Origin of the sequence: Calothrix rhizosoleniae SC01 (genome assembly GCF_900185595.1) — a bacterium.
Classification (GTDB): Bacteria; Cyanobacteriota; Cyanobacteriia; order Cyanobacteriales; family Nostocaceae; genus Calothrix_A; species Calothrix_A rhizosoleniae.
Genome location: NZ_FYBH01000050.1, coordinates 1 through 19960 on the forward strand (window position 1 = coordinate 1; position 19960 = coordinate 19960).

General features: G+C 42.3%; 17 protein-coding genes. 2 read left to right on the forward strand and 15 right to left on the reverse strand.

Annotated elements, in window-relative coordinates:
• On the reverse strand, window positions 1-199 hold a 199-nt coding region (locus tag CALSC_RS02875), incomplete at its 3' end, for a hypothetical protein (protein ID WP_407641876.1).
• 362 nt (window positions 200-561) lie between these two features.
• Between CALSC_RS02875 and CALSC_RS02880 the strand changes: the two genes are divergently transcribed.
• Complete coding sequence (locus tag CALSC_RS02880) at window positions 562-1173, forward strand: esterase/lipase family protein (RefSeq protein ID WP_088239920.1); 612 nt, start codon at window positions 562-564, stop codon at window positions 1171-1173.
• Here CALSC_RS02880 and CALSC_RS02885 read toward each other — a convergent pair.
• The 6 genes from CALSC_RS02885 to CALSC_RS02915 all read right to left on the reverse strand — a co-directional run bounded on the left by CALSC_RS02885 (window position 1168) and on the right by CALSC_RS02915 (window position 8396).
• Complete coding sequence (locus CALSC_RS02885; RefSeq protein ID WP_088239921.1) at window positions 1168-2157, reverse strand: DnaJ C-terminal domain-containing protein; 990 nt, start codon at window positions 2155-2157, stop codon at window positions 1168-1170. The genes CALSC_RS02880 and CALSC_RS02885 overlap by 6 nt on opposite strands.
• A 267-nt stretch (window positions 2158-2424) precedes the next feature.
• Entirely contained in the window at window positions 2425-3714 is a 1290-nt protein-coding gene (locus CALSC_RS02890; RefSeq protein WP_088239922.1) for a glucose-1-phosphate adenylyltransferase, read from the reverse strand.
• Window positions 3715-3914: 200 nt separating this feature from the next.
• Complete coding sequence (locus tag CALSC_RS02895; protein WP_088239923.1) at window positions 3915-4190, reverse strand: hypothetical protein; 276 nt, start codon at window positions 4188-4190, stop codon at window positions 3915-3917.
• Between the two features lie 311 nt (window positions 4191-4501).
• Window positions 4502-5668, reverse strand: a complete 1167-nt coding sequence (locus CALSC_RS27235; RefSeq protein WP_235006659.1) for an AAA family ATPase — start codon at window positions 5666-5668, stop codon at window positions 4502-4504.
• Window positions 5669-5772: 104 nt separating this feature from the next.
• Window positions 5773-7077 (reverse strand): hypothetical protein, encoded by a 1305-nt coding sequence (locus CALSC_RS27240; protein WP_235006660.1) that lies wholly within the window; start codon window positions 7075-7077, stop codon window positions 5773-5775.
• Window positions 7074-8396, reverse strand: coding sequence for an AAA family ATPase (locus CALSC_RS02915; protein WP_088239926.1), 1323 nt, complete (start codon window positions 8394-8396; stop codon window positions 7074-7076). Before CALSC_RS02915 ends, CALSC_RS27240 begins: the two co-directional genes overlap by 4 nt.
• Before the next feature lie 449 nt (window positions 8397-8845).
• Here CALSC_RS02915 and CALSC_RS02920 point away from each other — a divergent pair, with 449 nt between their 5' ends.
• Window positions 8846-10390: a phytoene desaturase family protein gene (locus CALSC_RS02920; RefSeq protein WP_088239927.1), complete on the forward strand. Its 1545-nt coding sequence runs from the start codon at window positions 8846-8848 to the stop codon at window positions 10388-10390.
• Window positions 10391-10783: 393 nt separating this feature from the next.
• Here CALSC_RS02920 and CALSC_RS02925 read toward each other — a convergent pair whose 3' ends face one another.
• The 8 genes from CALSC_RS02925 to CALSC_RS02955 form a co-directional block, all read right to left on the reverse strand.
• Window positions 10784-12097: a cytochrome P450 gene (locus CALSC_RS02925; protein ID WP_088239928.1), complete on the reverse strand. Its 1314-nt coding sequence runs from the start codon at window positions 12095-12097 to the stop codon at window positions 10784-10786.
• Window positions 12098-12409: 312 nt separating this feature from the next.
• Window positions 12410-13912, reverse strand: coding sequence for a carotenoid oxygenase family protein (locus CALSC_RS02930; RefSeq protein ID WP_088239929.1), 1503 nt, complete (start codon window positions 13910-13912; stop codon window positions 12410-12412).
• A gap of 161 nt (window positions 13913-14073) precedes the next feature.
• Window positions 14074-15480, reverse strand: coding sequence for a folate/biopterin family MFS transporter (locus CALSC_RS02935; RefSeq protein ID WP_088239930.1), 1407 nt, complete (start codon window positions 15478-15480; stop codon window positions 14074-14076).
• Window positions 15481-15564: 84 nt separating this feature from the next.
• Window positions 15565-16695: a beta-ketoacyl-ACP synthase gene (locus tag CALSC_RS02940; RefSeq protein ID WP_088239931.1), complete on the reverse strand. Its 1131-nt coding sequence runs from the start codon at window positions 16693-16695 to the stop codon at window positions 15565-15567.
• 57 nt (window positions 16696-16752) lie between these two features.
• Window positions 16753-17541, reverse strand: coding sequence for a peptidylprolyl isomerase (locus CALSC_RS02945; protein ID WP_088239935.1), 789 nt, complete (start codon window positions 17539-17541; stop codon window positions 16753-16755).
• A gap of 74 nt (window positions 17542-17615) precedes the next feature.
• On the reverse strand, window positions 17616-18452 hold the full coding sequence (locus tag CALSC_RS02950) for a TrmH family RNA methyltransferase (RefSeq protein WP_088239932.1): 837 nt from the start codon (window positions 18450-18452) through the stop codon (window positions 17616-17618).
• 298 nt (window positions 18453-18750) lie between these two features.
• A complete protein-coding gene (locus CALSC_RS26225; protein ID WP_159460556.1) occupies window positions 18751-18888 on the reverse strand; it encodes a hypothetical protein in 138 nt (45 codons plus the stop codon).
• Window positions 18889-18922: 34 nt separating this feature from the next.
• Entirely contained in the window at window positions 18923-19492 is a 570-nt protein-coding gene (locus tag CALSC_RS02955; RefSeq protein ID WP_088239933.1) for a photosystem I assembly protein Ycf4, read from the reverse strand.
• Between the last annotated feature and the right edge of the window lie 468 nt (window positions 19493-19960).

A 19960-nucleotide genomic window follows, 5' to 3' on the forward strand; every position in this document is an offset into this window, starting at 1 on the left:
CCGTTTTTGCAACTTCTGCTGCTTTTGGCTTTTCTTTCTCTACTGGCTTTGATTCTGGAGTGGGTGCGACTGCTGTTGCTGATTTTGCACCATTAGATGCAGTGGGAGGTTGAGCTGGTTTGGAGGGAGTATCCTTAGACTCTTCTTCTAGTTCCAAATAAAAGTCGTTGTTACCACCCTTAAAAAAATTCTTAAACATTCGTAATTACTCCTACCTGTTATTTTTGGTATAAAACCTATCTGCTATCAAACCGGAATTTTTTCACAATAGATTAAATTATGCTGCATTTTGTCAACCTATGTATATGGAAATGAATGTCGGTAACAGCAATCATCATTCTAACCACATCAATATTGCCATAATAAATAAGTGACTTCCCGCATAAATCACCATATGGCAAAAGCACTATAGATTAATGCCTTTAATTATTTTTGTCAGCACTTGCAACCTAATTATGAAATTTTCTCGTAACTCAGAGCAAGTCTCTCTGAGATTGCTTCACAAAAATTTACAATTGATTTTAATAATACTTATTCTAATTGGTACGTAAAGAATAGCAAATGAACAAGAGGCAGCAACGTAATTCAGTAGTATTAGTGCATGGAATCTTTGATACCTACCGAGTATTCGATACTATGGCATCCCATCTGAGAGAAAATGGTTGGCAGATCCACAGCTTTAATCTGGAACCGAATAATGGCGATGTCGGGTTAGATGAACTAGCGGTGCAAGTAGCAGATTATATTGCTAGCAACTTTGCACCTACAGAATCCTTCGATTTAGTGGGTTTCAGTATGGGGGGTATTATTAGCCGTTACTACGTGCAAAAGCTGGGGGGAATAAAGCGGGTGCAGAGGTTAGTCACCATTTCTGCGCCTAATCATGGTACCGTGACCGCTTATTTCCCGCAGAATATTGGTGGGAAACAAATGCGTCCCCAAAGTCAGTTTTTACAGGATTTAAACCGGGATGTGGCAATACTAGAGAAAATTAACTACACCTGTATCTGGACACCCTTTGATTTGATGATTTTGCCAGCAACCAGTTCTAAAATGCCTGTGGGGGAAGAGGTAGTATTGCCCGTGGGATTACACCCGTGGATGCTGACAGATCCTCAATGTATTGAATCCGTGGCACAAGCATTATCTATGCCGTTGAAAACCGAACTATAATTTTACCCGTTGTAAGTGACTACGAGGATCATAGGTACGCATGGCCCGAATTTTTTCATAATATTCCCGTTCCTGGGATGAGAGATTCTTAGGAGGAACAATCGCCACCTTCACAAATTGATCCCCTCGTCCATCTTTGGGTTGGGGCCAACCTTTACCTCGTAAACGTAAGGACTGTCCAGAACGAACTCCTGCCGGTAGTTTCACATTCACACTACCATCAGGAGTTGGTACATCAATAGAAGCCCCCAAAGCTGCTTCATCAGGGGTAATTGGTACTTCGCACACCAAATTATCTCCCTCAAATTGGAAGAAGGAGTGGGGTTGTAGTTCCACCTTCAAATATAAGTCACCCCTTTGTTTAGTTAAAGGATTGAAAGGTCCTTTACCCCTGACACGCAACTTACTGCCAGTTTTTGCCCCTGGGGGTATGCGCACATCAATTACCTCTTGTCCCAACCTGAGGGACTTTTGTACACCACGGAAAGCTTCAGCAAAATTTAAGGAAATAACAGCTTCACTATCTTGGGTTCTGGGGGTTCCCGCATCTTGAAAACCGAAATCGCTAAAACCACCAGGTGCTCCTGTAGTTGTACGGTAACTACTGTAGCTACGTCTACCACCAGCACCGGGACTAGGGCCACCAAAACGCCCTAACAATTCATTGATAAAATCATCAAAACTGCCGTATTGACTGAAGTCAAAGCCGCCCATGTCAACACCAGCACCACCGGGAAATCCTTCTCCAGCTTGTTTCCAGTATTGCCCAAATTGATCGTACTTTTTGCGTTTATCTACATCTGAGAGAACTTCGTAAGCTTCACTTACTTCCTTAAACCGTGCTTCTGCCTGTTTATTACCTGGATTGACATCGGGGTGGTACTGACGGGCTAATTTGCGGAAGGCTTTTTTTATATCATCTGGACTAGCAGTTTTACTAACTCCCAAAATTGAGTAATAGTCTTTGAAGTCCGTTGCAGCCATCTACCAGCCTCCTAATAGCAAATTACCTTGAAGTCTTTTATAAAATTAAGAGATTTTTGATTTTATTTACTGAGTATATTGCCAAGTAATATAAAATGAACTCTAATCTTAAATTAACAAACCATAAGTAGAGCTGGGTGCGGTTATTCTCACTCCAACAGTGCAATTCCCGTACTCGTGGAAGATGAGGGAGTGAGGGAGTAAGGGAGTGAGAGAGGGAAAGAATAATTATGTATTAATCTTCTCCTAACTCCTAACTCCTAAATCCTAGATGATTGTTTCATTGGGAATGGTGGCATTTTTCAGTACTACTACAATGCCACTGCGAATATAAAAACCTTGCTGCTCACGATTAGCTTCCTGCACATTATCTTTGTTGATAATTTTCACATCATGACCAATGCGAGCATTTTTATCAACTATGGCACGACGAATAATGGAATTTTGACCAATTCCAATGGGAACCTTACCAGTCTCCAAGCTATAATTTCGTTCCGCAAAAGCTTGGTAGTAATCTGAACCCATAATCAGGGTATCTTCAACTACACTACCAGCTTCCACACGCGATCGCACTCCCAAAACTGAATGCTGAATCCGACAATTTTTGAGGATGCAGCCCTCACCTACCATAGATTCCGCAATTTGGCAATCTAACATTTTACTGGGAGGTAAGTAACGAGCGCGGGTGTAAATAGGAGCTTGCTCGTCATAGAAGCTAAACGGTGGCTGGGGTTGCTTGGTTAATGCCAAATTAGCGTTATAAAATGCTTCAATGGTTCCAATATCTTCCCAATAGTCATCAAACAAGTAAGCTTGTAGGTTATAGTCCTTGGCTGCATCGGGAATAATCTCTTTACCAAAATCCGTACGTTCTAAAGATTCCTTCAATAGGTGGAGTAAAACATCCTTTTTAAAGATGTAAATTCCCATGGAAGCAATATAAGGTTGCTGTTGAGCCAGTTCCGGGGTTAACCCCAAAATGGTTGTATCCACAGCCATTTTTGTGAGTGCTTCACCTTTGGGTTTTTCACTAAAATCGACAACCCTACCAGAGTTATCAATTTTCATTAAACCAAAGTCAGAAGCGCGACGCTCATCAATGGGAAGCACAGATAGGGTGATATCAGCTTGAGTATCCCGATGACGTTGGACAAATTGCCGGTAATCCATACGATATAAATGATCACCGGATAAGATCAGGTATTCATCCACATCCCAATCTTCAAACAATTGTATGTATTGACGAACCGCGTCTGCTGTGCCTTGGAACCAAGTCTGATTTTCTGGAGTTTGTTGGGCGGCTAAGACTTCGACAAAACCCTCGGTAAAGCCAGAAAAGCTGTATGTGCGAGCAATATGGCGGTTAAGGGAAGCTGAGTTGAATTGCGTTAGAACATAGATTTTAAATATTTCTGAATTGATACAGTTACTCACAGGAATATCAATTAAGCGATATTTGCCTGCTACTGGTACTGCTGGCTTTGCTCTTAACTTTGTTAGGGGATAAAGGCGGGTACCTGCACCACCACCGAGAATAATTGCTAAAACTTTTTTCACAAGATTTAATCCGCGTGCCTTTCAACTCTCAAGTACAGTTTATGACTGTCTGTGGCAGCTGGTAAGGGGGGAAAGGAAAAATTTATTTATTTGGTATTGTAATCAGGTTTTTGCCAAAAATAATATGGTCTATCGTTTTATATACAAAGGTAAATGCATGATTTTATACTAAGTTTCTCGAAAATTAGTATCTATGTTATTTATGCTCTGTTTGCTAAACGTAATTTATGGGATAGTTTGAGATACCTTACCCAAGACTGCTCGGATAATTGGGCAATGGTATCAGCAGAGACAGTGGCAGTGAATATATCTTGGCTATCAGTAATATTATTGACACCTTTGTTTTCCAATATGGCGATCGCATCAGGTTCTAAAGGGCTTTGTGTATGGATGAAAACCACTAAATTTGGTGTTTCTGGCTCCATAACATCGTTCAGTGCCATTGCCAGGGAACCATCCAGTTTTTGATAATTCATAAGATTTTCCTATCAATCAAGGGGAAGCGATCGTCCTTAATTCCAAATTATCAAATTTGCAGCTATGATTACCTACTGTTGAAGCAAATGTTTATCTATAGCACTACGCAATTGCGCTAGGACATTGTTGAAGGCTCAAACCTCTGAACAGTAAACTTATTACTTATTAGTTAAGTAAGTCGGCACAATAAAACCAAACTATGTGAAGAAAAGTAAATAAGCCTAAAACCCTTGTTCCCCCTGCACCCTGCACCCTGCCTTATCCAAACGATAATTTTTTACGCCGACCTACTTATTACTTGTGCGTAGCGCTATAATTTTTCTACCCATCGGCGAAACAACTCTACAACAATTTGCCAATGCCCTTGATTCTCTTTCACCACATCATGACGCTCCAGGGTACGGAGGCTATCTTGAATGTCTTGAAAATTTATACCCGTAACCTCTGCTAATTCCTGCAAACTTAATCCCTGGGGATGAGGTGCTAATGCTTGTAGTATTGCTTGTTGTCCCGCCACACCTTGGGCTGCTTGGCTCCAAACTCCATCAAAATAGTAGCGTCCCCACTTGAAGAACTCAGGATTAACCACCGCGTCCACGTCATTCACCGTAAAAACTGGGTCGCGGGAATGTCCCATTTCAAACACTTGGTCATTGTAGCGACGAACTAGCTGGAATCCCACTAACTGCACTAAATATGGTTGTCCGTGAGTGAGGTGATAGATTGTATCTAGGGCTTCTGGGGTATAATCCAGGGGAAAATCTTCGGACGCAGAATTTTCTATCTCTACAGGGTTAGCGAGGATTTGGCGGGTAGCTCCACGTTCCATGAACCCAACATGGATGGGGATGACGCTGGCGAAAAAAGGTTCAAAGTAATCTGCTGTCATTTCCTCTAAGGTGTGCAAACCTGCAAAGGCAAAGCCAACTTGAGAATACATTTGCACCAATCCCCGCAGGTACCCCATAAAATCAGCAGGGATTTTCTCTGCTGCAATCAGTTCTTCGATTTTCTCGAATTCGTCTAGGGCAATAATTAAACCTTGTAAAGACGGGAAATTTCCCGTCTCTACATTTAACGTCTCTACAACCTGTTTCAAATAGCGTTCAAAGGTGCGGTAAGGAAGATTGAGCAAATTTGCATCGGTGGGAGGTGGAAGGTTTACCGTTTCCGAAATAACATCGCAAATCGCCATCAGCACCTCACCAACTCCCTGGGAAATATTGCCAGCGTTGAGCATGTTGATGTAAGCTACCTTTACCCCAGAACCTACTGAGTTAGCTGCATTACGTAGGATGGAAGTTTTACCTATGCGTCTGTGTCCGTAGAGAACTATAGATTGTAGGGATTCACTCGTCACCCAAAGTTCTTCTAACTGTCTCATGATATCTTCTCTTCCGACAAAGCGTTCCCCTAAAACAGGATCGCCGATAATGTAAGGATTACGAACTGGTTGGGTGATGGAAATTTCTCCCACTTCCCCGGCTACTTGTAGTAGGGCTTTTTGCCAATTCTCGGCAATTTCTATGATTAGTCCTCGTTCTGCTTCTGGAAGGGTTTGGGGATGGTTGAGGATGTTTGTTAGTTCTCCTTGGGCACGGTTGAGGGCAAAAGCACGGGTTGCACGGGATACGCTGCGCTGGAAAGTTGGGTCTCTTCAACCACGCGATTTAGACTGGCGATGGCTTGCCAAGTAGTTGGGCGTAGTAACCCTTGTGTGTTATTGCCTTCGTAAGGAAGAGAAGGTAGATTGATGGCAGCGATAGTAGCTACTTTCTTGGCTAGGTGAAAGATTTCTAGAGTTTGGGCAAGGGTGTACATTTCCTCACCGTAGAGGAGAGAACGCACCACTGTAAAAGCTTCTTCTGCTTTAGCTGGGTTTTTTTTATGGAGATACCAGAAACCGGCAGCTGCAGCACGGGCTTCTGTATCTAGACGAGTACGAGTATCTGCAATCAAACTAGCCTTCAATCTTCGCCGCCAGCTTGGAAGTAAAAAAGGAATACCTCTAATGGCTTCTGATTTCAATGCTTCGGTCAAAGAAGCAGAAATAAAACGTACTAGTTGCCAATCAAAAGGTGCTTCAGCCAACTGAGAAACACGCCAAATAAGTTGTTCGGTAGAGGTTTTAGCAAGTACCCGATTGACTGCTTGGACAACGGGAATAAATTGCAGAGTATATGCCAGCAGTTGATTAATGTTATGTAAACCAGCTTCCCAATCCTGTTGTAACCAATTTTGCAAACGAGTAGTAAGGTAGGGGAAAGGTAGGAAAGTTACATGGGGGGTTAGGAAATTAGTCTTGTGAAGATTTCGGAGGTTGAAAGGTAAACTGATTAGCCAGTTTTCGAGACGGAATATTGCAACGCCAAAAGCCACGCCAGCCACGCCAAAAGCCACGCCAGCCACGCCAAAAGCCACGCCAAAAGCCACGCCAAAAGCCACGCCAAAAGCCATGGCAATAGCCACGCCTCCCGCCACGCCATAAGCCACGCTATAAGCCACGGCAAAAGCCACGGCAAAAGCCACGCCATAAGCCACGCCATAAGCCACGCCAAAAACCACGCCAAACCAATCAATTGGAACACCCATTCGCTGTAGAAATCCACTCAAAGCCAGAGGTGTCACAACTGTTAATAGCAATCCTTGAAGAAGCAAATGACGCTGAATGGGATTTTGACGCAGCAGCTCCCATCCCCTGTGCCAATTCATTTCCTCTTCTGGAATATATCCACCCCCAAAGGTATCTACATACCACCTCAAAGCTTGAGGGAAATAAAACACCCAGTACAACAGGCGCAGGTAATCCAACGGATTCCACAGGGAAAGGGAACGCTTGAGTTTGGGTGCTAAATCTAGGCGGGGTACGGGGGGTTTTTCGCTCATCCCGTTCTCTCCCTATACCGATCATAAGTTCGATGACATAGCTGCATCAATGCCTGGGGATGTCCGTGACTTGCCATGACAATCTGCATTACGTCCTCATCTGTAAATCGAATAGGAGTAGATGCAAGACGACTCATAATAAAATCACGCACTGTACCTTCATCCCACAATTGAATCTCTTCCTCCAGACAAATATTCTGAAAAGGGGAAACCATACCCAACTCATGACTATCGGGAAAAAGTTGATCCAAAGAAGTAGAAGCAGCCACCACCAACCGCAGAGGTGGATCAGATCCATCCGCCAACCCCCGCAATTGTCCCCTCACCTGACTAGTAAAACCTTGCCAAGTCATTTTCTCAATTTCATCCAGTAAAAGCAGCAACCGGGGACGTTGTTTACCCAAAGCCTTAGTCAAGCGATAACCCTTGCTCTGCTCAATTCCTATCTCAGAACACAATGCATAGTAAAAGTCCTCCTCATCATAAACTTGGCTCATATCGAGATAAATCGATTTACGGGGAGGCATGAGTTGACTTTCCGCCTGTTGTTTAATTGCCCAAAGTAGGGAAGACTTACCAATCGATCGCTCCCCAATCAATGCTACACTACTACCACTATTCAACGTCTCAAATACTCGCCGGATTTCTCCCTGTCTACCAAAAAGCTTTTGTGAGTCTTCCACCCTACCAGTTTGGGGTAAGAAAGGGTTAGGGGGTATGGGTTGTTTAGAGGCAAGTAAATCTTGGTTTACATGAATAACTGGTTTGTGATCCTCTGGAATGCCCTGCAAGTCAATTTCTGTACAACCAAACTCATAGGCATCTTCAATGGAAGAATTTGAAAATAATGCTGTGTAAAAACCCACAGAAAATTTACTGGCTGCCTTATCCCCAATTGCATCATTCATGCCAATCACAAAGCGAATATGTTCCGCAATCGCCTTTGCTTGCATCTGAGAATAACAAGCATTCAACACTACACAATTGATTTTGAATTTTTGGGAAAATAACTTAAACATTTTCGCCAAAGCATCGGCTTCCACAGGCTGAATCTTGCCCAGTTCATTCTCAAAACACAGCTCGCCCTTTTCTGTACCATGCCCGGAGAAATGGATAATTTGAGGTTCTGCCTGAAATATCGCCTGAGTGATATCCCCTACACGCATCGACTGTCTTTGTTCTAACTGATACCTATCCCGTTCATTGCTTAGTCGCAGCCTTTGATCAATATCTCGCAACTCCTGCCCCAAACGCAAACGAACAGCATCACTAGGATCTGCCACTAGGAAGAGGATTTTTACTGGGGTATTGCGGTTCATTCAGGCGATCGCAATCTTAAAGGTGAAATTTCTTACGAAAATCAGAAGCTAATTCGTGAATTATACCTAAAAAAAAAGAAAAGAAGAAGATCGGTAGAAAAGGAATTTAGGAGATTTCCAGAATTAAAATTACCAGGTGATTACAAATTCACCGTAGGGGCGCAAGCCTTGCACCCTTGTCATTGGTAAAATCATTTTCAGAAATCACCTTAGTAATATAACCTGAGTTCGGGATCAGAAAATCTGGTAGTCTGAAATTTATGTCATCTAATGTTGGGTTACGCTGTGGCTTCAACGCCACTTGACGGCAGTTGCTTTATGCTGGGAAAGCCGTCCACCGCAATGGCTTACCGTCCACCGCAGTGGCTCCCCAACCTACTTAGAATTGTAAGTTAATAAATCCGAGTTACTTATTACTTATTACTTGTTACTTATTACTTATATCAAGAATGTCAGCAATACAAACAGATGTAGTTATCATTGGTAGTGGAATTGGCGGATTGAGTTGTGCAGCCTTGCTAGCAAAATATGGTTTTGATGTGATTGTCTGCGAAAGCCACTCTATCCCCGGTGGTGCAGCCCATGCTTTTGCACGTCATGGTTTCAAATTTGACTCTGGCCCATCTCTGTATTCAGGATTATCTTCTAGCCCTTCCTCTAATCCCTTACGTCAAGTATTAGATGCCATTGGTGAAGATGTACAGTGGGCAACATACAATACTTGGGGTTGCTGCTTGCCAGAAGGTGATTTTGATACATCCGTAGGTGCTGACCAATTTTGCCAAGTATTGCAACAGTTGAGGGGTGAAACTGCTGTAACCCAATGGCGAGAATTACAAAGAATCATGGCTCCCTTGGCAAATGCTGCGATCGCAATTCCCCCAGCTGCCATTCGTTGGGATTTAGGAGCCATAAGAACTATGGGGAGATTTATACCTTCCCTGGCAACGCAGATTAGCAATGTTACTAAATTAACGGGGGCTTTCAGCAATATTATAGATGGAGTAATCCAAGATCCATTTATCAAAAACTGGCTGGATTTATTGTGCTTTCTCCTATCTGGACTCCCCGCAGATGGCACTATTGCTGCTGAGGTTGCGTTTATGTTTGCAGAATGGTACAAACCAGGGGTGGTGTTAGATTATCCCGTGGGTGGTAGTGGAGCAATTATCAATGCTCTGGTGCAAGGATTAGAAAAACGTGGTGGTAAGTTGATGTTGGGCGATCGCGTCGAGGAAATTATAGTTAAAAACAATACCGCCGTTGGTGTAAATCTGCGGTGTGGGAAACAAATTGCAGCCCGGAAAGCAGTTATTTCCAATGCATCGGTATGGGATACCTTAAAACTAATACCACAGGGGGTAATACCCAAGAGCTTTCGAGAACAAAGACAAGCAACTCCAGAATGTAACAGTTTTATGCATCTCCACCTGGGTATCGACAGTCAAGGAATCAGACCAGATTTAGCCTGTCACTACATCGTGGTGAATGACTGGCAAAGAGGAATAACAGCACCGCAAAACGTGGTTTTAGTCTCAATCCCATCCGTCATTGATCCATCCATCGCCCCACCGGGTAAACACGTAATTCACGTCTATACACCTGGTAATGAACCATACAGTTTATGGTCAGGGATGAGCCGCAATAGTCAAGAATATGCACAGCAAAAACAGCAACGTGCAGAGGTAATGTGGCAAGCCCTAGCAAGAATTATACCCGATATCCGCGATCGCTGTGAAATTACAATGGTAGGTACACCCCTCACCCACGAACGGTTTTTAAGCAGACATCGCGGTTCCTATGGCCCGGCAATTCGAGCAGGAAAAGGTTTATTTCCTGGTACAATTACCCCCGTAAAGGGGTTGTTATGCTGTGGTGATTCCACATTTCCCGGTATTGGTTTACCTGCTGTCGCTGCCAGTGGCATGATAGCAGCCAATACCCTGGCATCCGTCCAGCAGCACTTACAAATGTTGAAAGATATTGGTATTTAGAAGATATGGGAAAAACACAAATCAGTGTAATCCTCCATAATATCATGTTCGGTTAAATACTTATCATTAGGACTGCAAGGGGGCAGGGAGCAGGTAAGCCATTGCGGTGGACGGGTTTCCCGGCATAAAGCAAGTGGCACAACCCGGAGGGGTTTCCCGGCATAAAGCAAGTGGCGCAACCCGAAGGGGCGCAGGGGGAGAAAGAGTTTTGGTGATTTTGCATAGATGACAATATCATAAGTAATCAGGCGGACATGATATCAGTCCCCCACAGGAAAATCCCACAACCAAGCATGTTAGCGCAGCTTGACGCGAAGCGTCATAAATACTTCCTTCACTCTTTCACTCTTTCACTCCTTCACTCCCCATGACACAAATCAGTACAATCCGTGATCATAAAGGCTGGAATCTCACCCGCACCCCATCTTTCGGATGATTGGTAGGAATTCGGACTGTATCTAGACTTTGATTAGGTAATATTTCCCACTGATAACCCCGTAAAAGTTGAGATGCAACTATTTTCATTTCCATTTTGGCAAATGCCATCCCCACACAAATACGCGAACCACCTCCAAAACCAATTAAACTAAATGAATGTTTTCTATGTTCTTGACGTTGAGGATTAAAGCGTTCAGGATCGAAACGTTTTGGTTCTGAGTAAATTTCTGGTAAGCCATGAGTTTTGAGAATTGAGTATAGTAATTGCCAACCAGCAGGGACATGAAAACCATTGAATTCAAAATCTTTAATCACACCGCGAAAACCTCCACCTACAGGAGGATGCAGTCTTTCAATTTCCAATAAAACCTGCTCTAAATATGGCATTTGCCCCAATTTCTCTAAATTAGACGTATCAGTATGGGCAAGTTTTTGCTGTTCTTCCCTTGCTTGTTGTAGTACCTCTGGGTGACGGGCTAATTCTACACATAGCCAAGTTAGCATCGATGTAGTGGTTTCATGTCCAGCAAACAATAATAATACAGCTTGGGCAATAAGTTCCTTTGCACTCAGACTGTTACCTTCTTCATCCCTAGCTTGTATTAATAGGCTGAGGGCATCTTTTGTAGGATTTTTCTGCCGTTCTCGGACAACTTGAGTTAGATGTTCTAAAATTTGGTTGCGAGCTGCAATAGCTTTTCCATAGGTAGTAAATGGTAGATTCAAGGGATTAATTATAAATAACCCATTGGTTAGAGTTGTAAATAAATCACTGAGACGGGCAGATTCCACACCTGGTTTTGTGCCCAATAGTAATTCACAGGCAATATCAAATGTTAGTTTTTTGAGTTCTTTCAACCAAGTAAACTCTTTTTCCTCCTCCCACTTTTGCAAATAATCTTGTGTTATCGCTTCCATTGTGCCGATATAATTTGCTAAGGCTGGACCATGCATAGCTGGCATAATTAAACGGCGTTTTTGGCGGTGTTCTTCACCATCCATGAGAAATAGAGATTCTCCCAGCAAAACCTTGAAATTTTTCGGCCATCCTTCACGCCATGAAAAATGATCCATGTGACTTGAAAGGACAAATTCTGCTGCTTCTGAACCCACCATCACCACAGTTGGTTTACCAAGTACGTGAGTTTTAAAAATAGGCCCATATTTTTGATAACGCTTATCGAAAAAATCTGCATCTAAAACAAATTCAATACTTTCACCTAAAATTGGTAAACCTAAACTTCCAGGAGGACTTTTATACTGTTTCATTTATCAATTTTGTTTTAATTGCTTATAGGATTGCCGACATTGCTGAATTGGAATATGAAATTTAAAAATCAGGTCTCTCAAACTCTTGTTCTCTGCACCTCTGCGCGACGGACACTTTCCTCAAGTCGGGGAACCCGCCCACAGAAGTGCCCTCCTCTGCGTGAGACAAATTCATATCTTTATTCAGCAACGCCGGATTTCTCACGTCATATCTTGTACCACATGTTCCCATACGAGAATTATCGCCTGTAAACCTTATGATTTGGTAGGGTGGGCAGTGCCCACCTTACCATCTCCTGCCTTCTGCCTTCTTCAATCATCAACAAATACCTCATCAGTAAAATTCCCATGCAAACTGTAGGGAATATGATTTTTCAGATGTAACCGTGCTACCGGCTGGCGATGCAAATCTTGGGCATCCAAAATCACCACATCAGAACGATGGTGTTCCGCATCATAAATTACAGCCAATACCCAACCATCATCCTCAGCAGTAGCATGGGGACGAGGCACAAATATAGGCTCACCACCAAATCCTCGTGGTGCAACACTCCACATTTGCCTATCTCCCGTTTCCAAGTCGATTTTTTGGAATGCTTGCAAAGGTGCATTCCCTGTAGCATCATGAGCCGCACCAATATATAAATATCGATAGTCACGTCCCACATTCTCCCGATGAATAGAGGGGAACTCACAACAGCGACTTTCTAACAACTTCCGAGTAACTTTACCCTCTTCCAGATTAAGATGAAAACGCCACAATTTTCCTGGTGCGATCGCATCAAAGTCAACTTGACGAAAATCAGAGCCTGGTTCTATCTCTGGGAAGGACTCATAACATACTGAATCTATAATAATCTCCTGATCCCGTTCAAAGGCATTGACATGGTGGAAAACAAAACCTGAATGGGTTTCCAGAGTTTTCATTTCCCGATTTTTGGGATTGCGAGGGATAATAATCACGCGAGTTGATTTATCCGGTTGAAATTTGACACATTGTCCCGCACCAGCCATTCCTGTAAGAAAAGGTAAGGGATTGAAGCTGACAGGATTTTGGAAAAAGATACAGTAGTTGGGGGTAATAGCAAAATCATGGATAAAGGCAAATCCAGGAATGCTATGGGCATGTTTTCTAATTACTTTGCCCCTTGTATCTAGTTCAAAAATGGTAATTGTGGTGGATAATCCTGTTGGTTTGATGGAAAAGTTAACTAAACAAGGTTCTCCACCATCTAGCTTACTACTAGGGTCAAATCGTGGATGAGCAGAGAAAGCATCACCTTTTGCTAATCCCCCATCCAAGTATTCTTTACCCAAAGTATCTAAGGTTTGAGGATCTAGACGATAGGGTTCAGAAGCTTCCCATAAAGCTAGGAGTTTACCACCCCAGTAGATCACATTAGTATTGGCAATTTCTTTGTTTTGCAAATCAAAGAAGTTAGCCAGCCATCCCCCCGGCTTCTGGGTGCCGAAAACACCACGATAGAGAACTTTTCCCGCTTTTTGCTCTTCTACATAACCTGGAGTACGTACATAACGATTGCTAAAATGGGCACGTCGATTGGTAAATGTAATCCGGCAAACCATCCCATCTCCATCAAAAGGATGATGGATATTTTGTCCATTAATATCTAGTAAACCAGGACCATTTCTAAATAAAGTCCCGTTCAGTTCTGGGGGTATCTCACCTTCTATATCTTCTACCCAATAATCAAACTCCTGTTTGAGGGACTGGTATCCTGCTTGCCAGTCTTCACGAGTATAGGAGGTTCCTGTAACATTAGATGTGTCTTTCTGATTGGGAAAAATCTGCATATATAATTTTGTGTTTTATTATTTGTTGGTAAGCGGGGTGAATTTAGATTTTTAGCCCAAAGTAAATATCCATTCTTCCCATCTAAATGGATAAAAATTATCCTATTTTGAAAATTATGAGTCTACCCAGAGTTACAGACAACAAGATTTAGCAACTTTGATTATTCCACAGTTTCTTCTACCGGCTGTAGCACTAATTCTGACATTGTATTTGATGTAAATAATGTCTCTTGATTTGTCTCACCTTGGGAGCTTGCAGAAGGTAACCAGTTGAGAAATGGTAAAGGTAATAATGTACTGAGGTTGGTTATTATTACCAACAACCACAGCAGCTCAAAATTATTTTCATTGACACCCAATAAATGCATCAATCCTGCACCTAACTCGTAGGAAACCAAACCCGCCAAGTTAAACACGGACATCAACAGGGCAAATAATGTAGCTTCTACTCCAGGGGGACACAATCTTGCTGATAATACCAATACAGGCATATAGGCAATCTGTCCCATCACAGTTAAAACTAGGTTATCACCCAAACTAAACCAATGGTCATCAATGCCAATAGCACGGTTGGTATGAGTTACCAATAACAACATTGTCATCCCTAAAGCTGCTGACATCACCGTACTCCAAGCAAAAATTACTCGGAAGGGAACGGTTTTGAGGAAGCGTTGAAATATCCAAACACCTACTAAGGCTGCAACACTGGTTACTAAGCGAACTCTTCCTAAAAATTCTGGCTGAAAGTGCAGTTCATTAGTTGTGAAAAAGAAAAATGCTGAATCTGCTGTGGGGGTGGCTTGCCAAATAAATACAAAAGCTGTGGGTAGCCAAATAGCTTTTTGTGTTATGGCTTGGCGTAATTGTTTCAGTTGCTTTTTTATACTCAGGTCATCCCCATGAGCAGAATCATCTGATTTTTTGTTAATCGGAGTTTCAGCGATTAACCAAGCAATAGCAGAAACCAATAAAGGGAAAGAGGCAGTAATAAAAAATACAGAGCGAGTCGTAAAATGTTCTAGAAGCAGACCACTAAAATAAGCAGTAATCAACCCTCCCAAGGCAGATGCACCCCAACAAAGGGATTGCAAAGAACCAGCATCCGACTGGGATTCGGCCCTAGCCCTTTCTACAACTAGGGAGTCAACAATCACATCACTCACAGCCACCGATAGGGAACTTAAACCGATTGCTAATGTGGCTGCTATGGGTGTGTTAACCACCGTTGCCAAACTAATCCAAGCAATGGATCCTAAGAACCCTGATAAAATCAAGTAGGGGCGACGACGATAGCCAAATATAGGTAAACCATCAGATACAAACCCAAATACAGGTTTAATAATCCAAGGCAAGGAGACAACACCCAACATCGCCGACACCTGAGCCGGACTTAACAAAAGTTCATCTTTGAGAAAGAAGCTTACGGCTAGACGGGCTAAACCTAAAATACCTTGGACAAAGTAAACAGTCAGAATAGCAATTAGTTCGGCACTAGGTTCGTTACCAAACAAAATTTTTTCCTTGACTGCATCTTTGACTTTGGATAAGCCAGAAGAGGAAATCAGCATTTGATAAACAATTGTTAAGATTCTTCTACTCATATATCATATCCATTTTCTGGGAAAAAAGAGATAGGAAAGAAACAATTACAACTATCGACCTAATGCGATCGCAGTATTCTGCCCTCCAAATCCAAAGCTCAAACACAATACCTTTTCCACCATTGCTGAACGAGTTGTAATTACCAAATCTAAGTCAAATTCCGGTGTTTGTAGCCCTACACATGGGGGTAAAATTTTTTGCTGTAAAGCCATCAAAGAAAAAGCTACACCTATGACTCCAGATGCTCCTAGTGTATGACCTGTAGCCCCTTTAGTTGAACTAACTGCCACTGTATTACTAAATAGCTCTTGTATTAAATTACTCTCGAACTTATCATTTAATTCCGTAGCAGTACCGTGACTATGAATGAAATCAATATCAATTGTTGTCAGATGAGAGCGTTCTAAACATTGTTTCACAGCAGCGATCGCGCTTCTACCTTGTGGAGCTGGTGCATTGCCATGATATGCATCTGCGGTCATCCCACAACCAAGAATTTGCCCATACACCCTTGCTTGTCTCTCTCTTGCTAATTCTCCTGACTCCAGCACCAAGACAGCTCCTCCTTCCCCCAATACCAAACCCTCTCGATATTTATCAAAAGGATAGGCTCCAGTTTTTGCTAAAGCTCCCATCTGCTTAAAACCGGCAATCGTTAGGGGCGTAATAGGAGCCTCCACCGCACCAGCAATTACCCTTTGGCATTGCCCAGTTTGTATCAAATTTACACCGTGGGCAAGGCACCACATTCCCGTAGCACAAGCCGCCATCGGTGCCATCACTATACCCGTAGCACCAATTTGCCTAGCTGCGGCGATCGCATTCATGTGAGGCAAAGTATCCAACCAATCCTCTAAATCTAACTCCTCCCCTCCTTCCCCGCTCCCATACATCTCCCAGGCAGCCTGATAACCGCGACTAGAACCAATTACCACGCCACAATCAGGCAAAGGAGCTATCAATTCGGCATCTTTGAGTGCAGAGTCAACAACCAGCTGGGTTAAGTCATTTAACCTAGCTGGTTGCCTATCAATCAATCCTAGAGGCAGGGATGGGAGTTCTGCAAACGGTTGATGCAATTGAATTCCAGATTTACCTGCAATTAACCTTTGCCAACTCTCCTCTAAGTTAGTGCCCAAGGATGACACCAAACCAATACCAGTAACAAGAACCTCAATCACTTTTGGATTTTGGATTTTAGATTTTGCCAGTGGGGAATAGTCCCCATTGTCAAATTATTATTCTTTAGGTTGTTTCAGATTTTCTGCACCTTTAGTTACTTTTGCGGAACCAATGCGATCGCCTTGATCAATCTTATTAACTACATCCATTCCTTCAGTAACATAACCAAAAACTGCATAGTTACCATCTAAAAACGCCAGATCCGCTAAAGCAAAGTAAAACTGGGAAGAAGCAGAATCAGGCATTTGCGATCGCGCCATTGCTACCGCACCCACTGTATGGCTTAATTCAGGGGCACCAGATATAGTTTTGCTGTAAGTTGGCTCTTTTGCTCCCTTAGGGGTAATTTCTAAGGGAATATATCTAGCATTACCTGTCTTAGGATCTATAAAGCTACCACTACCCAACCGATTAGCAGGGAATTTGGGATCTTTACTTTGGGGATCACCACCTTGAGCAACAAAAGGATCTTGCTTAGTTGTAGGTCCAATAACTCTATGAAAAGCTAACCCATCATAAACACCTTTTTGAACTAAATCCACAAAATTACCAGCAGTAATCGGGGCATTAGTCCCATCTACTTCAATAGTTATGGGTGAATCGTTAACAGTCATCACCACAGTGGCTTTTCCTTCTAGTCTGGGTAAATTTTTCGTCATTTCACTTTCTTTTTTATTTTCTGAGACAGTAGTTGCCTCTGTGGCTGTTGAGTCAGTCGTATTTTGAGTCGTATTCTCAGCAGCTGTGGAAGTATTAGAATTTGTCTGGGGTGCTGAACATCCGTTCAACATTAAAGCACCAACCATTACCAGTGCAACTAAAAATTTAGTAATTTCTAACCGCATTGCCAGTTTCAGAAACAACCAGAGTATCTTAACCTTTCTGGTGATTTTTAAGTAAATTGTCATAAGTTCACTGACTATGATGGTACATGTCTTTGCAGGGAGTGTTGATAAATTTCATACATCAGTAAACTTCCTGCAACGGCAAGATTTAGAGAATCAACTGTAGATGCAATGGGGATACGAATTAGATGCTGACATAAATCCCGTTGTTTTTGGGTCAGTCCTTGTCGCTCTTCTCCTAGGAAAATCATTGTTGTAGCAGGGTAGTTAAAATTATGACAATCAATGACACCATCAGGAGAAGCACCAATTGCATTACAATTGTGATGTTGCAACCATCTATTTAATTTGGAGAAACTTGTGCGGATAAACTTTTGGTTATAGATAGAACCCATTGAAGATCTAACAACATTGGGATCAAAAGGATCTATACTGTTGCCTAATAAAATAAAGCCAGCACCTCCAAAGGCTTCCGAAGTACGGATCAAAGTACCTAAATTCCCTGGTGAACGAACTGTTTCCAATATTACCCAGCATAGTCCTGTTTGCAAAAAAGTGTCCTGTAATTTTTGCCAATGCTGACGGACAATTGCACCAATCCCAGAAGCTTTTTCTGTACGGGAAATATGGCGGAATTGTTCGGGGGAAATATTTACGCAAGGAATACCAGCGCGGCGGCTTTGACGAACTAGCTTACGAGCGATGGCAGATGTGAGTAGTTTTTCACTATAAATTATAGTAGAAACATCAAGGTTATTATCCATAACCCGAATAAAATTGCGGACACCTTCAACATAAAATTGTTTGGATGCATCGCGGTAGCTTCGGTGAGTTTGCAGCTTTTGGATTTCGGCGATTTTAGCTGCAAATTTTAGTTGCCGTGTTGCGTTAAAAGTATTACCATGAGCCATCCTCCTTCAGAGCGACTTGGCTCACGACGAAATTTACTTGAATTACCATGGGATATTGCAAGAATTGTTGGGGCTAAATAGTAGGTTTTTAACTGTTATCTTAGCACAGTTCAAATTTTTGCAAATGGCTTGAAAGTAAGTTTTGTATACGTCCCACAGTCAAATATTCAAATTTTGGTGTTGCTGACTTGAAGTATGAAATTAAAAAATGAGGTACTTACAACTCTTCCTTTCTGAACCTGGAGCGCCTTTGATCCTTAGCGAAGCGGAGGGTAGCCCGATCAATTCATAACTGGATTCAGCAACGCCGCAATTCTATGCCAAAAATTAAAAATTGGGGAGTAAGGAAAGAACCACCGTTCGTATTCGGTTGTGGAATTTTTCCCTGGAAGTCTAACTCCCAAATTGCAATTAAAGGAGATAGGACTCGACTCACACCATCATCCCTCCTAACTGTCAACTATCAACGATTAAAGACCTTCTAGAGGCACACCTAAAAACTTAGCTAGTTCAGCCGCCAAAGTCTCTATATCTTTTAAAGGCATAGGTTGACCAACCCTGGTTAAAGGGATATCGCGACGACCTTTGACCTTCAAATAAAGACAACGTAAGGGATTTATCCCCTCTTTAATCTCAATGCGAATTGATTGTACATCTTGAATACGACAGCCAACTTCAATCCGACGGTTCTTTCCGGGGAAACCCCAACGGAATATTTTTATCATTCCCGTTTCGCGGTTGAATTCATTAGACCCACCACCTAAGTCCAATAAAATAACTAACCACAAGTATAGTGACAACAAAGAACCAGCCACTCCATATAACCCCATTACTAGTCCTTGGGGGACAAATGCCAATTGGGTGGGGTCAGTAACTAAAAGCAAATTTTTTTGTAAATAACTGGATATCCCCGCCAGCAAGAAACCCAAGCTTCCTAGGGATACAACTGTTGCCCACCAGTAATTACTAAATCGGCGCGAACCTAGAACCTTTTGACACAGGACTTGTTCGCCTTTGTTTGTGGTTGTTAATGCTGCCATTGAACCATCCTGGCTTTAAGATGTTCTCCTCGGCAAGTTTGCCACGTTACCAGGAACTCTTGCAAGAGAAAATTGCCATTATTTTACAATTTATGAGAAAACTTGTGTCAAATTGTAAAAATTCTGATATTTATTATAAATAATACCTAAGGACAAAATACCCGATCTATATCGGTAAATCCATCACAAAGCCAAACTAAATGTGGTAAGTTAAGAAAGATTAAGATACCAACAACCGTTGTATACACGGTTAAGGTAATTAGTTTGGCATTAACCTGAGAGTAGTAAACTCTAAGGATATGCCCATTCTCATAAAAACTGCTTCCTGCTTGTTAGGTCGCAGAATATGTGAAAAACGTTTTGATAACGTTGCAATTTTAGTTAAAAGAGGATTTTAGTCCAATGACCATCGCAATTGGACGCGCCCCCACAAGAGGGTGGTTTGACGTTCTAGACGACTGGTTAAAG